Source organism: Rhodococcus sp. HNM0563, assembly GCF_012726195.1.
Classification (GTDB): domain Bacteria; phylum Actinomycetota; class Actinomycetes; order Mycobacteriales; family Mycobacteriaceae; genus Rhodococcus.
In genome coordinates, this window is the sequence record NZ_JAASAF010000008.1 from 1 (window position 1) to 15,411 (window position 15,411).

12 protein-coding genes and 1 pseudogene are annotated in these 15,411 nt (G+C 64.3%); 4 read left to right on the forward strand and 9 right to left on the reverse strand.

The window, feature by feature from the left end:
- Positions 1-165: 165 nt before the first annotated feature.
- The 4 genes and pseudogenes from HCA61_RS18475 to HCA61_RS18485 form a co-directional block, all read right to left on the reverse strand.
- Positions 166-495 (reverse strand): hypothetical protein, encoded by a 330-nt coding sequence (locus HCA61_RS18475; RefSeq protein ID WP_169689668.1) that lies wholly within the window; start codon positions 493-495, stop codon positions 166-168.
- A gap of 36 nt (positions 496-531) precedes the next feature.
- The gene (locus HCA61_RS18480) at positions 532-1,122 is read right to left on the reverse strand and encodes a DUF3558 domain-containing protein (RefSeq protein ID WP_169689669.1); all 591 of its coding nucleotides are present in this window, start codon (positions 1,120-1,122) and stop codon (positions 532-534) included.
- Between the two features lie 28 nt (positions 1,123-1,150).
- A pseudogene (locus HCA61_RS26410) lies at positions 1,151-1,426 on the reverse strand (hypothetical protein); the annotation flags it as partial.
- Positions 1,427-1,462: 36 nt separating this feature from the next.
- Positions 1,463-2,296 carry a DUF3558 domain-containing protein gene (locus tag HCA61_RS18485; RefSeq protein ID WP_346777598.1) on the reverse strand — a complete coding sequence of 278 codons (834 nt, stop codon included), beginning with the start codon at positions 2,294-2,296 and terminating at the stop codon, positions 1,463-1,465.
- A gap of 80 nt (positions 2,297-2,376) precedes the next feature.
- On the opposite strand from HCA61_RS18485, the gene HCA61_RS18490 reads away from it, so the two are divergent.
- Positions 2,377-3,231: a 3-hydroxyacyl-CoA dehydrogenase gene (locus tag HCA61_RS18490; protein WP_169689670.1), complete on the forward strand. Its 855-nt coding sequence runs from the start codon at positions 2,377-2,379 to the stop codon at positions 3,229-3,231.
- An 80-nt stretch (positions 3,232-3,311) separates the two neighbouring features.
- Here the strand turns inward: HCA61_RS18490 and HCA61_RS18495 are convergent, their stop codons facing one another.
- Complete coding sequence (locus HCA61_RS18495; RefSeq protein ID WP_206040285.1) at positions 3,312-3,833, reverse strand: zinc-binding dehydrogenase; 522 nt, start codon at positions 3,831-3,833, stop codon at positions 3,312-3,314.
- A gap of 18 nt (positions 3,834-3,851) precedes the next feature.
- On the opposite strand from HCA61_RS18495, the gene HCA61_RS26025 reads away from it, so the two are divergent.
- Positions 3,852-4,217 (forward strand): TetR/AcrR family transcriptional regulator C-terminal domain-containing protein, encoded by a 366-nt coding sequence (locus tag HCA61_RS26025; RefSeq protein WP_206040286.1) that lies wholly within the window; start codon positions 3,852-3,854, stop codon positions 4,215-4,217.
- A gap of 149 nt (positions 4,218-4,366) precedes the next feature.
- Here HCA61_RS26025 and HCA61_RS18500 read toward each other — a convergent pair whose 3' ends face one another.
- Positions 4,367-4,681, reverse strand: coding sequence for a hypothetical protein (locus tag HCA61_RS18500; RefSeq protein ID WP_169689671.1), 315 nt, complete (start codon positions 4,679-4,681; stop codon positions 4,367-4,369).
- Between the two features lie 178 nt (positions 4,682-4,859).
- Here HCA61_RS18500 and HCA61_RS18505 point away from each other — a divergent pair, with 178 nt between their 5' ends.
- Positions 4,860-6,680, forward strand: a complete 1,821-nt coding sequence (locus HCA61_RS18505; RefSeq protein WP_346777599.1) for a TerD family protein — start codon at positions 4,860-4,862, stop codon at positions 6,678-6,680.
- A 230-nt stretch (positions 6,681-6,910) separates the two neighbouring features.
- Positions 6,911-9,640 carry a hypothetical protein gene (locus HCA61_RS18510; RefSeq protein WP_169689673.1) on the forward strand — a complete coding sequence of 910 codons (2,730 nt, stop codon included), beginning with the start codon at positions 6,911-6,913 and terminating at the stop codon, positions 9,638-9,640.
- Positions 9,641-9,677: 37 nt separating this feature from the next.
- Here the strand turns inward: HCA61_RS18510 and HCA61_RS18515 are convergent, their stop codons facing one another.
- From HCA61_RS18515 to HCA61_RS18525, 3 genes are all read right to left on the reverse strand, one after another.
- Entirely contained in the window at positions 9,678-11,273 is a 1,596-nt protein-coding gene (locus tag HCA61_RS18515) for an FMN-binding glutamate synthase family protein (RefSeq protein WP_169689674.1), read from the reverse strand.
- A gap of 86 nt (positions 11,274-11,359) precedes the next feature.
- Positions 11,360-14,248: an FAD-binding and (Fe-S)-binding domain-containing protein gene (locus HCA61_RS18520; protein ID WP_169689887.1), complete on the reverse strand. Its 2,889-nt coding sequence runs from the start codon at positions 14,246-14,248 to the stop codon at positions 11,360-11,362.
- Between the two features lie 56 nt (positions 14,249-14,304).
- Positions 14,305-15,408, reverse strand: a complete 1,104-nt coding sequence (locus HCA61_RS18525) for an enolase C-terminal domain-like protein (protein WP_169689675.1) — start codon at positions 15,406-15,408, stop codon at positions 14,305-14,307.
- Positions 15,409-15,411 lie beyond the last annotated feature (3 nt).

The window sequence follows — 15,411 nt, forward strand, 5'->3', positions numbered from 1 at the left end:
CATCGCTGCACGTCCCCACCTGCTCACGCGACCCCCCGATCCGCCCGAAAATCGGTTCGACGCTAGCACGACCGGTCTCGTCATGATTCCCGCGACGGTTCCCGCTTCCCACAGCAGCAATTGTTGCTGTGGCAAGCAGGCTTTCGCGTGGGAAGGGCGGGTCGGTTACGTGTCGACGTCGATCGACTGAAGCTGTCGTACCCAGTCGAATTCGGTGCCGAGGAACGCTTCGCCGCCTGAAGCGAATGCGTCGCGGAGTTGTTCCAAGGCTTCGATGAACTGCGCGACTCGTTCGTACGCTGACTCTGGAGTGCCTGCACCCTTACGGCTGAAGCCCGCGGCAAGTTGTTGAGCCGAGTGGAACTCACCGAAGCCGTCGGCAGATCCAAGTCGGGATGCAAGCTGCTGGGCATCCTTCAGTTTGCCGAGGGTCGTATCGCATATCGAGACGATCTCGTCGATTACGTGCGGTTCGAGCCGAACAAAATCGTTCACAGTGCGTCCTCCCGGTTCATCGATTGAAGGATTGGGTTAGTTGGCGATGTATTGTTCGAGTATTGCGGTGAGTTCTTCCATTCCGGCGCACCACTCTTCCTTAGGCAGGGCCGAGCCATCGCTGTGGTAAAGGCGGTTGACGAGCACAATCCCGAAGTTGGTCTGTAGCGCGTAAGTGCATTCGTTCCGGCCGTTTGGGCCGATCTCGCGAAGACCACGTCTTCCATTGACGGTGATGGCCGTTGAGATTTCGCCGTTCTTTGCAAGTTCTTCTTCGAGCTTGATATTGCCTGACAGCACGTTGAGGGAGAACTTGCGCGTACCACGGACGAGTTCTGTTCCCCTGTAGGCACACGCCAGGAACGTGTACGACCCCATCGGCATGTCCGCGAACTCTTTGTGCGCCGCGTCGTACCCTGCCGCGGTCATCACGTCGTCCGGGAGGTCGAGGCAGGGGTCGAAGGTGATGTCGGGGCGGCCGGAGTCGTCGACGATGCGCGGTGTGCGTGTTGTTGGTGCGGTGGTTACGGTGGTGCTGTTGTCGATTTCTGTTGCCGGTGTTGGTCCGCAGGCTGCTGCTACCGCGATGATTGCAGCAGCTAGTGCTGCACGTCTCCACCTGCTCACGCGACCCCCCGATCCGCCCGAAANTGCCGAGGAATGCTTCGCCGCCTGAAGCGAATGCGTCGTGTAGTTGGGTGAGGGCGTCGATGAACTGTTCTACGCGTTCGCGGGCAGACTCGGGTGTGCCGGCGCCCTTGCGGGCGTAGCCGGTGGCGAGTTGCTTGGCGGACTCGAAGTCACCGAAGCCGTGAGCTGCCGCCAGATTGTTCGTTGTCTCTCGCGCCTTCTCTAGTTCGCTGAGCGTAGTGTTGCAGATCGCAACGATCTCCTCGATGACGAGCGGTTCGAGTCTCACGAAGTCAGGCAAGCGTTCCTCCGGTGGTAGCGGTCGTTATATCCAGTTCTAGATGTAGGGCTCAAGAGTGGAGACGAAATCCTCAAACCCGGTACACCATTCGTTTTGGGGCACTGGCCCGGGGTGATCCTTGTGGTAAATCCTGCTGAAGATGGCAATGCCGAACTCGGTCTGTAACACGTACGTGCAGGTGTCTCTGTTGTTCGGGTCGACCTCGAGTAGAGCACGACGTCCGTTGATGCTGGCCGCGGTTGCCACAGATCCGTTCTTTTCGAGTTCCTCATCGATGGAAACGTTGCCTGCCAGGATATTGAGGCCGTATCCACGTCGGACTCCTGGGATGAGTGTTCGGTCGCGGTAGGTGCAGCCCAGGAACGTGTACCACCCCATCGGCATGTCCGTGATTTCTTTGTGTGCCGCGTCGTATCCCGCTTCGGTCATCACGTCGTCGGGTAGGTCGAGGCAGGGGTCGAAGGTGACGTCGGGGCGACCGGAGTCGTCGACGATGCGCGGTGTGCGTGTTGTCGGTGCGGTGGTTACGGTGGTGCTGTTGTCGACTGCTGGTGCTGGTGCTGGTCCGCAGGCTGCTGCTACCGCGATGATTGCAGCACTCATCGCTGCACGTCCCCACCTGCTCACGCGACCCCCCGATCCGCCCGAAAATCGGTTCGACGCTAGCACGACCGGTCCCGTCATGATTCCCACGCGCGCGAGTAGAAGCCGGGTCGAGGTCGAGTGGGGAGCGGATCTGTCCGAGCTCGGAACGCCTGTGCGCGACTGTGGCCTGTGATAGATTTCGACTTGTTCCGGCGTCCCATAATACCGTCTGATTTCCCCTTCGGGGCCGTCGGAGGTTTTGTTGTGTAAGCAGACCGGCTTCATTCGGCAATGTCAGCCTCGTATTCGTCGCAGCTGTCCACGTATCGGAGTGCAGTTCGATCGGGCTCAACAAGGAGAAACGAATGAGTGAAATTCGAAGAGTCACCGTGCTCGGAGCTGGAGTCCTGGGATCACAGATCGCATTCCAGTCTGCTTACAAGGGATTCGATGTCACTTCCTACGACATCAGTAGTGAAGCGCTCGATGGCGCACGACAGCGGTTCGCCGAATTAGGCGAGACATACAAGCGGGACGTTGCAGGTGCCACCGAGGACGCCGTTCGGGACGCGCTCGAAAGAATCACCCTGACAACGGACCTGGAAGGATCAGTGGCGAACGCCGACCTCGTCGTCGAAGCGGTGCCGGAGATCCTGTCGCTCAAGCAGGAGATCTACGAGAAGATCGGGCCGGCGGCGCCGGCCAAGACGATCTTCGCGACAAATTCGTCGACGCTGCTCCCGAGTGACCTGAAAGAATCCACCGGACGCCCCGACCGGTTTCTCGCGCTGCACTTCGCGAACCAGGTCTGGCAGTTCAACACAGCCGAAATCATGGGCACCGCCGATACGGATCCCGCGGTGCTGGCCGCGGTAGTCGAATTCGCGACCCAGATCGGCATGGTGCCCATCGAACTGCACAAGGAGAAGGCCGGATACGTCCTGAACTCGCTCCTCGTACCGTTCCTCTCATCGGCCGCGCAACTCGCCGCCGGCGGATACGCCGACCCTGAGGCAGTGGACAAGACGTGGAAGATCGCGACCGGCGCGCCGCTCGGACCGTTCCAGATCTACGACATCATTGGACTTGCCACCCCGTACAACATCATGGCCAACGGCGACGAGGAACAGCAGAAACTCGCGGTGTGGTTGAAAGAGAATTACATCGACAAAGGCAAGCTCGGACTTGCGTCGGGTGAGGGCTTCTACCGATACACCTGACATGAGACGGAATCGGGTGCGCAGTTGTTGTCGGCTGTACTCGACATTCGCGACAACAAATGCACACTCAACCGTCTATGTCACCGATTGGACGGAGACTGGGCACCGGCTGAACGCCGATCTGGAACGGATCGGACTACCTGCGCTCGGCTGGTGAGCACCACCTTCCCGCGCGCTGTCCGGTCCTCCACGGCCGCGTGTGCTGCTGCGGCCTCCGACAAAGGGAAGCGTGTGATCAGCGGTCGGAACTCGCCGCCCGCAGCGCGCGCCAAGGAGGTCGAGCGCAATGCGTCCCACCCGCCCGGCGGAACCATGCGCGGCCCCAGCGCCCAGGTTGCTGTGATTTGCCGGGAGATCAGGTCGGTGGTCGCGATCTCGGTGGGTGAGCCGGATGCCCACCCGTAGAGGATGATCCGTCCACCAGGGGCGAGAAGTTCGAGAGCTTGTCGGCCGATCCGGCCGCCGACGCCGTCCATCACGACACTGATCCGGGGTGCGGAGGCAAGGCGCTCCGGCCAGGCGGGATCGCTGTAGTCCACAGCGATATCGGCATCGTTGTCGCGCACTTGTGCGGTCTTCGTCGCACCACCGGCGGCTCCCACGACGAAAATACCCTCACGATGCAAGCTCTGGACGAGCAGCGTAAGGTCACCGACCTGGAAGACGACCTCACCGACCTGGGCGTTGCCCTGGTGTGGGACGAAGAGTACGTCACCCACTTCGCTCTCGTCCGTCAGATACAGGCCGACATCGACCACATTCCGCAGGCTGCCATCGACGCATGGCGGGACGCCGGGCCGCTACGAGTGCGCCGGCACCTCGCCGATCGTCTCGAGAACCTGGACGGGCTGAACCTCGACGATCCGATGCTCGCCGCATTTCATCTGATGGCATTGATCGGCCGGGACGCCTCAGGCGGGGGGCGTTCGACCGAAGAGCATGTGCGCGCGGGGGTGCGGGTCTTCCTGCACGGTTATTGCGATTGATCCAGCACAAAGGATCCGAGCGCGGATTCCGGGCCCAGATCCGCCCGGCTTCGAAGCACAACCGCGGATGAAACGGACGCGAACAACGTGTCGACCGCGAGCGGCTGTCTTTCCGGCGCGCGGCTGTGCTGTGGAATGCGGCGGCGTAACTAGAGCTTGTCGAGGTCGACGGGCGGGAACTCGCCGTAGATCCCGCGATCGCTGCCCTCGAGGTACCAGTCGTGCTGCGTCATGGCGCGAGCCCGCAAACGCGATCGCCGAGCCCGTTCCATCTCTGCTGCGTTCCGTCGGGCCTCGAGCGCGCGCTCCGTGGCTCCGCGGATCTTGGGAGCTGCCGCCGCGATCATCGCGACAGCGACCACGACCCCGATGATGATGCCGAGGGCGACCAGGATGGTCTGCCAGTGCTCGATGATCAATCCGAGGACGACGAGGGCTGCAAAGAGTCCCAACCAGTTCTTCACGTTTGTCCCGTCACCCGAATTCCGATCAGCAGAAGTCCCTGGTTATCGGCAGTGCTGGCAGTGGTGTTACACAAGTCGATTCGGCCCCGGCCTGCCTTGGAACCTGTCGGTGGCGTCCGGTAAGAATGTCGGTCATGTCGGTTTTCCATCCCGACGCGGAAGGCATCAGGAGGTCGATGTGATCGATACGCGCGCACATGCCAACGGGCCTGCGACGCTGCCCCGCGGTCACCGCTGGGTGGTGGTCGACGTCGAGACCTCCGGGTTGCGCCCGAACGCGCACCGTGTGCTCAGCGTCGCCGCTCTCGTGCTGCGCGAGGACGGTTCTGTCGAACGCGAGTTCTCCACCCTCGTCAACGCCGACTGCGACCCCGGGCCTGTGCACATCCACAACCTGACACGCGAGCGCCTCGCCGACGCACCCCGATTCACGGATATCGCCGGCGAGCTTGCCGACATCCTCGACGGCGGCACTCTCGTCGCACACAACGCGTCGTTCGACTACGGGTTCCTCGACGCCGAGTTCCGGCGGTCCGGCCGGTCCATCCCGGCCGATCAGCGGCTCTGCACCTTGGCGTTGTCGCGGCGCCTGGAACTCGACGTACCCAACTACCGGCTGGCGACCCTCGCCCAGCACTGGCAGGTCCAGCAGCTGCAAGCACACGACGCCTACGACGACGCGCGGGTGCTCTCCGAGGTGTTCGTGCGCAGCGCCACCATGGCAGAAAGCCTGCAGCTGCCCTTGCCGGTGGTGAACTGCCGCAGCAGGAAGTCCGTGTACCCCGACTCGGTGCAGCGGGTGCCGTGCCAGTGGACGAATCCGGGCCGCCTCACCGAGACGGGGCTGGTGCAGGGCATGAAGGTCGTGATCAGTGGTGCCACCACTACGCCGCGACTGACCTTGGCCGGGCGAATGACAGCCGCTGGCCTCGACGTACTCAACAGCGCAAGTCGCCAGACCAGCGTTGTCGTCTGCAACGACCCCGGCGTGCAGACCGCGAAGGTGCGCAAGGCCATGGCCGAGGGCATCCCCGTCATCACCGAACAGCAGCTCGAAGCACTGATGATGTGGGTGGCGCCGGGTGAGTCCAAGGCCGCGACGGTGATCGACATCGTTCCTCAGCAGGAAACCCCGGTGACGGCGGCACCCACGCCGGAGCCGCAGAACTGGGCGCTCCAGGGAATGAAGCCCAAGTTGTGGTCGGGGCGTCGTGTCCTCCTGCTGGGTGGCACGCACCTCGAGGCGGTCTTGATGCGCTCGCGCATCGCGCAGCTCGGTGCCCGACCGTCCCTCAACTTCACGGCTGCCGTCACCGACGCCCTGCTCCTGGAAGGCGCCGACGCAGACAAGCGGCTGTCGCGGGTCCACGATCGTCAGCTGCCGGTGCTCACGCCGGACGACGTGAATGCCGCGATCGAGATGGGTGTCGTCCCTCCCCACATGCGCACCGAATCCCGCCTGAGCGCGCCGGTGCTCTCACAAGGCGAAGTGATCGACCTTCCGGCGAAGCCCGCGCAGTGGTCGGTCAATGTCGCGTGGAAGGCCGAAGCGACCGGAGACGAGTTCGACGTCGACATCGTCGCGTTCCTACTCGACGGTAATGAAAGAGTCGACACCGACGTCGATTTCGTGTTCTACAACAACCCTGCATGCGACGACGGTGTTGTCGAGCTGACCGTGGACGGCAGCAGTGAGCAGTCCGTCCGCATCGACCTGGCATCCATTCCGGCTGAGTGCGAGCGCATCGCGATTGCGGCGGCGATCGACGGGGACCGCACGTTCGGCGACCTCGGCGCGATTTCCATCAGCGTGGACAGCGAATCAGGCACCGCCGCCACCGCGGTCCTCGACGCAGGTACAACCGAGCGCACGATGGTGCTGGCCGAGATCTACCGGCGATCCGGAAAATGGCGGTTGAGGGCTGTTGGGCAGGGATACGACGACGATCTTGCAGCGCTCGCGGTGCGATACGGGGTGGAAGTGGAAGGGAGTGACTGACCGGTCCGGCTGTGGTGCGCATTCGCGCTGACTACTATTGGTTGCCATGGATCCCACCGAAACCGCACCTGGGAAGGTCTCGATCGGGCGCATTTGGATGCACACACTCTCGGGCTGTCCGATTCCGTCCGAGAATCGGTGCACGTCATGCTGGTGCCGTCCATTGTGACCCACAATCCGCTTGCGGTTGATGCTCGATGGGGTTCGGATCGGCGAGGGGACGGAGTGACGTGACCACCGTTGCCGAGCGCCCCAGATTCGGTCAACTCACCTACACGTTCTTCGGTCGCCCCGGCAACGCCGGCGGCGATGATTGGCAGATCAAGCAGACAACCGGCGATGTCGATGCGGAAGAAGAGGAACGGTTACTCGCTGGCGTCGTGACGCAGTTCGAATCGGTCCGGCCGTTTCCCCGATTCGTCACAGCCGAGGAAGTGGAGAATCGTCCCCGCCGGATGGTGTACGCGCCCGGGCCCGCAAACTCAGGCCTGTACTGGCACACGGTTCAGGCCGGTATGGACGCTTCCGGTCGGATCGAGAACGTTTTCGCTCACACACTTCTCGACCGGCGCACCGATGAGGCAGGAGCGCTGCGGCCGATCGAACGATGGCACTCGGCCGAGTGGCTCACGCCGTACGGACCCAGCGACGTCGCTGCCGCAATCCTCTCGTCCCCGGAACCCAGCCCCAGTGGTGTCGCGTCACGTGCCGCGGCGGTGGACTTTCTCCTCGACCCGGATACGTCGCGCATCGGTATCTTCAGCGTTCTGCTCGACGCGGTTGCGCAGGCCTTCCGCGGCGGGTCACCCGTGGTCCTCGGCTGCGCGGATTCGGACAGTGCAGCCGGATGGATCGCCGCAGTTTCCCACTTCATGTCACCGGGAACGAGCAGGCGCTTCGGATGGTCGACCTTCGACAGGTTGCACACAGTCGACGACACCGTTGCGCGCGGCGCGCATCTGGTGGCGGTACCCCTCGAAGATCTTCCGGGTGACACACCGGGGTGCGTGGTGTTCGGTGAGAACGAATCGCCGATCCTCGGCGCACTCGATGGAGAACCACATTGCGTCGACAACGGCGACGTGGTGCCGGTAACTCCCTGGTCACGGTTGGCACAGATCGTCCTCGTCGACGAATCGGTTGCCGCCCGTACGCTCGAGCATCAGGACGAGATCGCGAGGAAAGCGGGCGACGAGCACCTGTCCCCGATGTGGCCGTTGGCGATGGCGGTGGTGGCGGACAGCGACCTGCACGACTCGTTGGCCGAGGCGACGACCGTCCTGCTGGAACAAAGCCCCGACACGGTGATGGAGTCGGAGTTCGCGTCGTTGATCGTGGACGTGGTGGACAGCAGCTTCGGGGATACCGCGTCGCAGGCTGCCCGCGTCTTCAGTGCGTGGAATGCAGCCGGCCGGTTGGCGCCCGTGGTGTGCACCCTTGCAGCTCGAGTATTCGCGTTCCGGGTGTTCTACGATCGCGCGTGGTTCCGGAACGCGGACCCAGCACATCGTGCACTACTCGAACACTGCGATCGGACACCTGAACTGGTGACGGAAGCCGATCGTCTTCTCCGCGCTCTGCGCAGCCGGCTGTATACCGCCTACGAGATCGAAGAGGTGGCGGTCTCAGCACTCCAGGCGATCGATGCGATCGTCCGTGCCGACCTCATGAGCGATCTCGGCGACCAGCTCGTCCGCGAGATCCTCGAACTGGCGGTGGTCCCGGTGCTGTGTGACGACGCCCGGGGTCCGAAGCTCGTCGAGGGGGTCGGCCCGGTCGGACGGTCGACGTGCATGGACTATCTGCAGCCCGCCGTGATCGGCCACTTCGACTTCATCGGCCGCCCGCTCGGATCCCGGCTCGAACCGGCCGTCTTGGCCTTCATCGCCAGCAGCGTGGCCGACGTGCCGACTTTCGACGACTTCGCTTCAGACCCGTCCTTGGTGAACACCACGTTGAGCGTGATCATCGCCGAAGGTGTCTTTGCCCTGGCCGAGCGAGGAGAAGGGGCACGGGTGCGAAGCGAGCTGGCGGTCGTCGCTCTGTGGCGCGCTTTCTACGAACTCAGCGAAGGTTCGGGTGTGATTCCGGGGTTGGACGATGTCGTAGCCGCACAGCGGTGGACGGCGGCGCAATGGCGTCGGATGGTCCAGGCATATCCGAGTGTGGTTGCGCCGCGTTTCCTCCAGGATGCGGTGGTGTGCGAACCCTGGTGTGCCGACGTCGAATTACTTGCCCGGCATATCCTGAACCTGCTGGATCACGCCGTTGTCGCTCCGTGGCAGGAAGATCCACATCACGACGCACTTGCCGGGGCATGGGCGTTGATTCGGTTGAGGAACAGCTGGGACGGGATCACCGAGCAGGAACTGGATGCGGACCTCGGCCGGTACGGTCTGCCGACGATCACCGACTATGCCCGACACTACGAAGCAGATCTGCCGGATGACGTGCTCGCGGGTCTGGCGGTGTGCATCGTAGCTGCGAAAGCGCGTTGCGCAGTGCTCCCCACACTTCCGGCGAGGCATGTTGCGGCGCTGGCCGATGCGGTCGAAGTCAACGCGAGATTCGTCGTCGACTCGATCGTCGAACTCGCGCAGTCCGGTGCGCTGGACGAGAGTTGGCTGATTGCATACGCGGTGTTGAGTTCGCCGCACTCTCCTGACGTGGTGCTGGTGTCGGAAAGTGTCGGTGTGCTAGCGCATTTCGTAGTCGGCGACGGTGCTGATCGGCGCGGGATTCTCGACGAGGTCGCCGCGGAGATCCTGCCGGAGCCGTGGAATCTCGGACCGCGAGACCTCCGCGGAGTTCAGGCGGCGGTGAGTGCCGAACTCATGGAGTTCCGCGACCGCACCGTCGATCTGGCCCGTGAAGCATATGCGGCATTTGTCGAGGGGTGGTACGAGCGGCGGGTGGCGGACGCGGCACGGGCGACACCCAGGCTGCGAGGACCGTTCTGAGATCCTTTGCTGTCGTGCGTCCACGACACGACCGGACTCAACGTCGCATGACCGGACGGAACGTGTCGGGATTCGCTGCCGCCCAGTCGCCTGCCCACTCCTGCGGAGGGTCGGCCACGAGTTCGCCGGGAGCCAACCACTCGTAGAGATCGGCGTACGACCGGATCTCCGTGGGACCCAGCTTCTTGTGGAGCATGTGCGGCGTCAATCCACTGGGATCGGATACACCCAGCGAGGCCATGATCTGCACGGCCTGGCGTACGGTGGCGTCCTGATAGCGATACGCGCGCACACTCTTGTCTTCGACGTCGAGGGCGCGAGCGCGCCTGGGATCCTGCGTCGTGACCCCGACCGGACAGGTATTGGTATGGCACCGCTGGGCCTGGATGCAGCCCACCGCCATCATCATGGCGCGGGCGGCGTTGGTGTAGTCGGCTCCCTGGATCAGGCGTTTGACGATGTCGTTTCCGAGCGCGACCTTGCCGCTGGCGCCGATTTTGACCTTATCGCGCAGACCGCTTCCGACGAGTGCATTGTGGACGGTGATCAATCCGCTGGTCAGCGGAAGCCCGACGTGGTCCTCGTATTCCAAAGGTGCTGCCGCGGTGCCGCCTTCGGCGCCGTCGACGATGATGAAATCGGGCGCGCTGCCTTGATCGAGCATCGCCTTGCACAATGCGAGGACCTCCACCCGCGACCCGACGCACAGTTTGAACCCGATCGGCTTCCCGCCGGACAGTTCACGCATCGTCGAGATGAACTGAATCAGTTCACGGGGAGTATGGAACGCGGAATGCGCCGCGGGGCTGACGCATTTCTCGTGAGCAGGCACGCCGCGATACCGGGCGATTTCATCGCTCACCTTCGCGGCGGGCAGGACGCCCCCGACCCCCGGCTTGGCACCCTGGCTGAGCTTGAGTGAGATGGCCTTGACCTGGTGGTGGGCGGCCTGATCGGCGAACTGGTCGGGATCGAACCGGCCCTCCTTCGTCCGGGTACCGAAGTATCCCGATCCGACCTCCCACACCAGATCGCCGCCACCGTCGAGGTGGTACGGGGTGAGCCCGCCTTCGCCGGTGTCGTGAGCGAACCCGCCCATAGCGGCACCCTTGTTGAGCGCCCGCAGCGCATTACCGGAGAGTGCACCGAAGCTCATCGACGACACATTGAGCAACGACATCGAGTACGGCTGTGCGCACTCGGGCCCACCGATCATCACCCGTGGCGGCTCGTCCGGCTCGGGGACGGGAGCGGTGGAATGGACCAGATACTCGTAGCCGACTTCCTCGATGTCGCGTTCGGTACCGAAGGACAGTTCACCGTGAATGCCTTTGGCTCGCTCGTAGATGATGGTGCGGACGTCACGGTCGTACGGTCGCCCGTCGAAATTGCGTTCGATGAAGTACTGCTGCAATTCCGGACGCAGGCTTTCGAGCAGATACCGGAGGTGGCCGAGGATGGGGTAGTTACGTAGCACCGAGTGTCGGCGTTGTACCAGGTCGTAGACGCCGACGAGGAGCAGGCAGGCAAGCAGGACCAGTACCAGAATCCATGCCCACCCTCCGACAACCGCGGCGAGACCGGTGACGATGACTGCCGCGGCGAGTGCCCCCACCGACAAGAACCGAAGCATCGGTACCTCCTCTGCCCGTGTGCGTCCTCTTCAGTCTGCTTACACGGACAGCCGCGGTCTTCGCAGGCGGTTGGCGGAAGGTCGCCTCAGTAGTCGGTGATGCTGCCACGGACCTGGGCGGCCAGAATCTGAGCCGCATGCAGCGGCCTCACCCCGGGCTCGAGGTCGCGAATCTGTGTGCGGCAGCTGAATCCGTCGGCCAGCACCACGGTGTCGTCGGCTTTCTTCCGGAGGGCGGGCAGCAGTTTGTCTTCAGCGCACGCGACGGAGACGTCGTAGTGGCCGCGCTCGAACCCGAAGTTCCCGGCCAGCCCGCAGCAGCCTGCGTCGAGGACGTTCGCGTCCACCCCGGCCTTGTCGAGAACTTCGTGGTCGGCCTTGTATTTCAGGACGGCGTGGTGGTGGCAGTGCGGCTGGACGACGGCGTTCACGGTGCTCTCGTGCGGGGGATGCCAGTCGGGTGCCTCCTTCTGCAGTAGCTCTCCGAGGGTGTAGGTCTGGCCGGCGAGGCGGTGTGCATCTTCGTTGCCGTGCATGAGCTCGGGAAGGTCTGCGCGGAAGACCGCAGCGCAGCTCGGTTCGAGGACCACGATCGGGGTGCCTGCACGCAGAGCGGGCTGCAGGGCGTGCAGGGTGCGGCGCAGTGCGCGTCGGGCGACGTTCAGCTGGCCGGTGGAGATCCAGGTGAGCCCGCAGCACAGCGTGCCGTCCGGGACTTGGACGGTGAACCCGGCGGCTTCGAGGACGGCGACGGCGTCGCGAGCGATGCCGGGATCGAAGTTGTTGGTGAAGGTGTCGGGCCAGAGCAGGACGGTGCCGCGATGCGCGGCCTGTTGACGGCGGGGAGGTTGCCGGCGCCACCCGTCGGTGAATCGTTGCTCGGCGAAGCGCGGGAAAGGCCGCCGCCGGTCGACACCCCCGGCCGTTTTGATCATGCCCGACAGGCCGGGAGTGTGGGTGAGGACGTTGATCACGGTGGGTGCGGTGGAAGCCATACGAGCCCAGAGCGGGAGCCATCCCATCGAGTAATGCGACGGCGGCCGGAGCCGGTGACGGTAGTGGTGCGAGAGGAATTCGGCCTTGTACGTGGCCATGTCGACGTTCACCGGGCAGTCGGACCGGCACCCCTTGCAGGCCAGGCACAGATCGAGGGCGTCGCGGACGGCGGTGGATTTCCAGCCGTCGGTGATGACATCGCCTTCGAGCATCTCGAACAGCAGTCGAGCGCGGCCGCGGGTCGAATGCTCCTCCTCGCCGGTGGCGCGATAGGACGGGCACATCACGCCCGATTCGTGGCCGCGGCATTTGCCGACCCCGACGCAGCGGGCCGCGGCCCGGCTGAATCGATGGTCGTCGTCGGCATAGGCGAAGTGCACGGCCGGTTCGATCGGAAGATAGTGGGTTCCCTGGCGCAGATTCTCATCCAGGCGGTGCGGATGGACGATCTTCCCCGGATTCATCCGATCCGCCGGGTCGAAGATCGCCTTGAGTGTCTCGAACGCTGTAATGATCTTCTCGCCGAACATGATCGGCAACAGCTCGGCCTTGGACTGTCCGTCGCCGTGCTCACCGGACAACGACCCGCCGTACGACACGACCAGACGAGCGGCTTCCTGCGCGAACGAGCGATAGCGGGCGATCCCCTCGGCGGTGCGCAGGTCGAAGGGGATGCGGGTGTGGACGCAGCCGTGCCCGAAGTGCCCGTACAGTGACGCTGTCCCGTAGTCGTACTTGTCCAGCAACCTGCGGAAGTCCCGGAGATAGTCGCCGAGACGAGACGGGGGGACGGCGGCGTCTTCCCAGCCCTCATGGGTTTCGGGTTCGTTGGGCGGATAGGCGGTTGCTCCGAGACCGGCCTCCCGGGCAGCCCACACCTGCTTTTCATGATCGGGGTCGTCGAGGATCCGCGCGTGCGATGTCACCGCCTGGAGGTCGTCGATCATTGCGGTTGCTTTGCGGTCGGCCTCTTCTTCGGTGTCTCCGTTGAACTGCACCATCAGCCATGCGGTGCCGTCGGGTAGTTCTTTCAGTGCTGCGGCGGCGAGATGCTGACTGTGTTCGAGCTGAACCAGCCGGTGGTCGATGCCTTCCAATGCGGCAGGGTTGTGTTCCAACACCTGGGGGACAGCGTCGGCGGCAGCACAGATGTCATCGAATCCGAGTAAGGCCAACGACTTTGCCGCAGGGACGCGCACCAGAGACACTTCCGCGCGCAGCACTGTCACCAGTGTGCTTTCCGAACCGACGAGCAGCCGGGCGACGTTGAAGCCGTTCTCTGGCAGCAGCTGGTCGAGGTTGTACCCGGACACCCGCCGCGGAATGTCCGGGTAGCGGTCGCGGATTTCGTCGGCATAGTCGTCCCGCATCTGCCGCAGTGTCCGGTAGATGTCGGCGCGCCACCCGCCCGCGGCGATGATCTGCTCGAACTCGTCGTCGGTGGTGTCCTGCACCCACATGCGGTGCCCGTCGTAGGTGAGCACTTCGAGCCGGCGGATGCAGTCGGCCATCTTTCCGTAGGCCTGTGCTGTGGAGCCGCACGAGTTGTTGCCGATCATCCCGCCGATGGTGCAGCTGACATGCGTCGACGGCTTCGGCCCCACCATCCAACCCGTCGATTCGAGCTGATCGTTGAGCTGATCGAGGGCGATGCCGGGCTGCACGATCACGGTGCCCGCGTCGGCGTCGAGGCTCTCGACCCGGGTGCAGTACTTACTCCAGTCCAGCACCACCGCCGCGTTGCAGCATTGCCCCGCGAGGCCGGTGCCACCGCCGCGGGAGAGGACGGGCACGTCGTTCTCGTGGCACACGGTCACCGCCGCGATTGCTGCCTCCGGAGTTCTGGGTACGACGACACCGATGGGAATCTGGCGGTAGTTGGAGGCATCGGTGGAGTAGGCGGCGCGAGAACCGGCATCGAACCGGACTTCTCCGTCGACACGGTCGCGCAGCGAGTGGGCGAGCGTCTCGAACAACATCGCGGGGCGTGTTCCAGCGGTGGGCGACTCGGGCACGACGTTTCCTCCTTGGGTGCTCACTGCACGCGAAAGCGTTCGACGTCGGCGTTGCGGAAGGTCAGGCCGTGGCCGGGTGCGTCGGGGTCGGGGCGGACGGATCCGCCGGTGGCGTCGAGAGTGCCGTCGAAACACATCGTTTCGATCCGGACGTGGTCGTGGAACCATTCCAGGTGACGCACGTTGGCGGTCGCTGCCGCGACATGGGCGTGCAAATGGGGCGCGCAGTGCCCGGACAGCTGCAGATTGTGCGCGGCAGCGACGGCGGCCACTTGCGCGAAAGCGGTGATACCGCCGCAGCGGGAGACATCGGCCTGAAGGCAGTCCACTGCGCCTGCCGCACACATACGCTCGAAATAGTTCAGGGCATAGCCGTATTCACCGGCAGTGACGTCCGGGTGCACGGCGTCACGGACCTGCCGCAGGCCGTCGAGGTCGTCCGACGAGACAGGTTCTTCGAACCATCGGACGTCGAACCGCTCTGCCCGGTCGATGATCCGGATGGCCTGCTTGCGTTGATAGGCGCCGTTGGCGTCGACGTAGAGCTCCGTGTGGTCGCCGATCACGGTGCGGGCCTGCTCGATCCGCGCGAGATCGCGGTGCTCGTCGGCGCCGAAGGACTCTCCGATCTTGATCTTCAGCCGCGGAATCGACTGCTCGTGCACCCAGTGTTCGAGTTGCGCGGTGAGCTGATCGGCGTCGTAGGTGGTGAATCCGCCCGAGCCGTATACCGGCACCTGGTCATGCACGGCGCCGAGGAGTCGGTGCAGCGGCAGGTCGAGGATGCGTGCTTTCAGATCCCACAACGCCACGTCGACCGCGGAGATCGCGCACGCAGCGATACCCGGCCGTCCGGCGTTGCGAACCGCTTTGCTCATGCGGTCGTAGGCGCCGGGGATATCCAGCGCGCTGCGTCCACGTACCCGGTCGGCGAGGACGGACTCGACGACGGCGGCGGAGGCCGCAGGCGCGTAGGTCCAGCCGGTACCCACCCGGTCGGCCGCGCGGACCTGCACGAGGACGAGGGTCGTCGAATCCCAATCGAGGGTGCCGTCGGCCTCGGGCAGATCGGTGGGGATAGTGTAGGCGGCGGTGGATACCTCCCGTATCGGTGCGTCGAGCATCCG

Coding starts and splice junctions, on each gene's coding strand:
- HCA61_RS18485 (WP_346777598.1), bottom strand. CDS start 2,296: ATGAAGCCGGTCTGCTTACACAACAAAACCTCCGACGGCCCCGAAGGG.
- HCA61_RS18520 (WP_169689887.1), bottom strand. CDS start 14,248: ATGTTGTTCGAGACGCTCGCCCACTCGCTGCGCGACCGTGTCGACGGA.
- HCA61_RS18515 (WP_169689674.1), bottom strand. CDS start 11,273: ATGCTTCGGTTCTTGTCGGTGGGGGCACTCGCCGCGGCAGTCATCGTC.
- HCA61_RS18490 (WP_169689670.1), top strand. CDS start 2,377: ATGAGTGAAATTCGAAGAGTCACCGTGCTCGGAGCTGGAGTCCTGGGA.
- HCA61_RS26025 (WP_206040286.1), top strand. CDS start 3,852: ATGCAAGCTCTGGACGAGCAGCGTAAGGTCACCGACCTGGAAGACGAC.
- HCA61_RS18525 (WP_169689675.1), bottom strand. CDS start 15,408: ATGCTCGACGCACCGATACGGGAGGTATCCACCGCCGCCTACACTATC.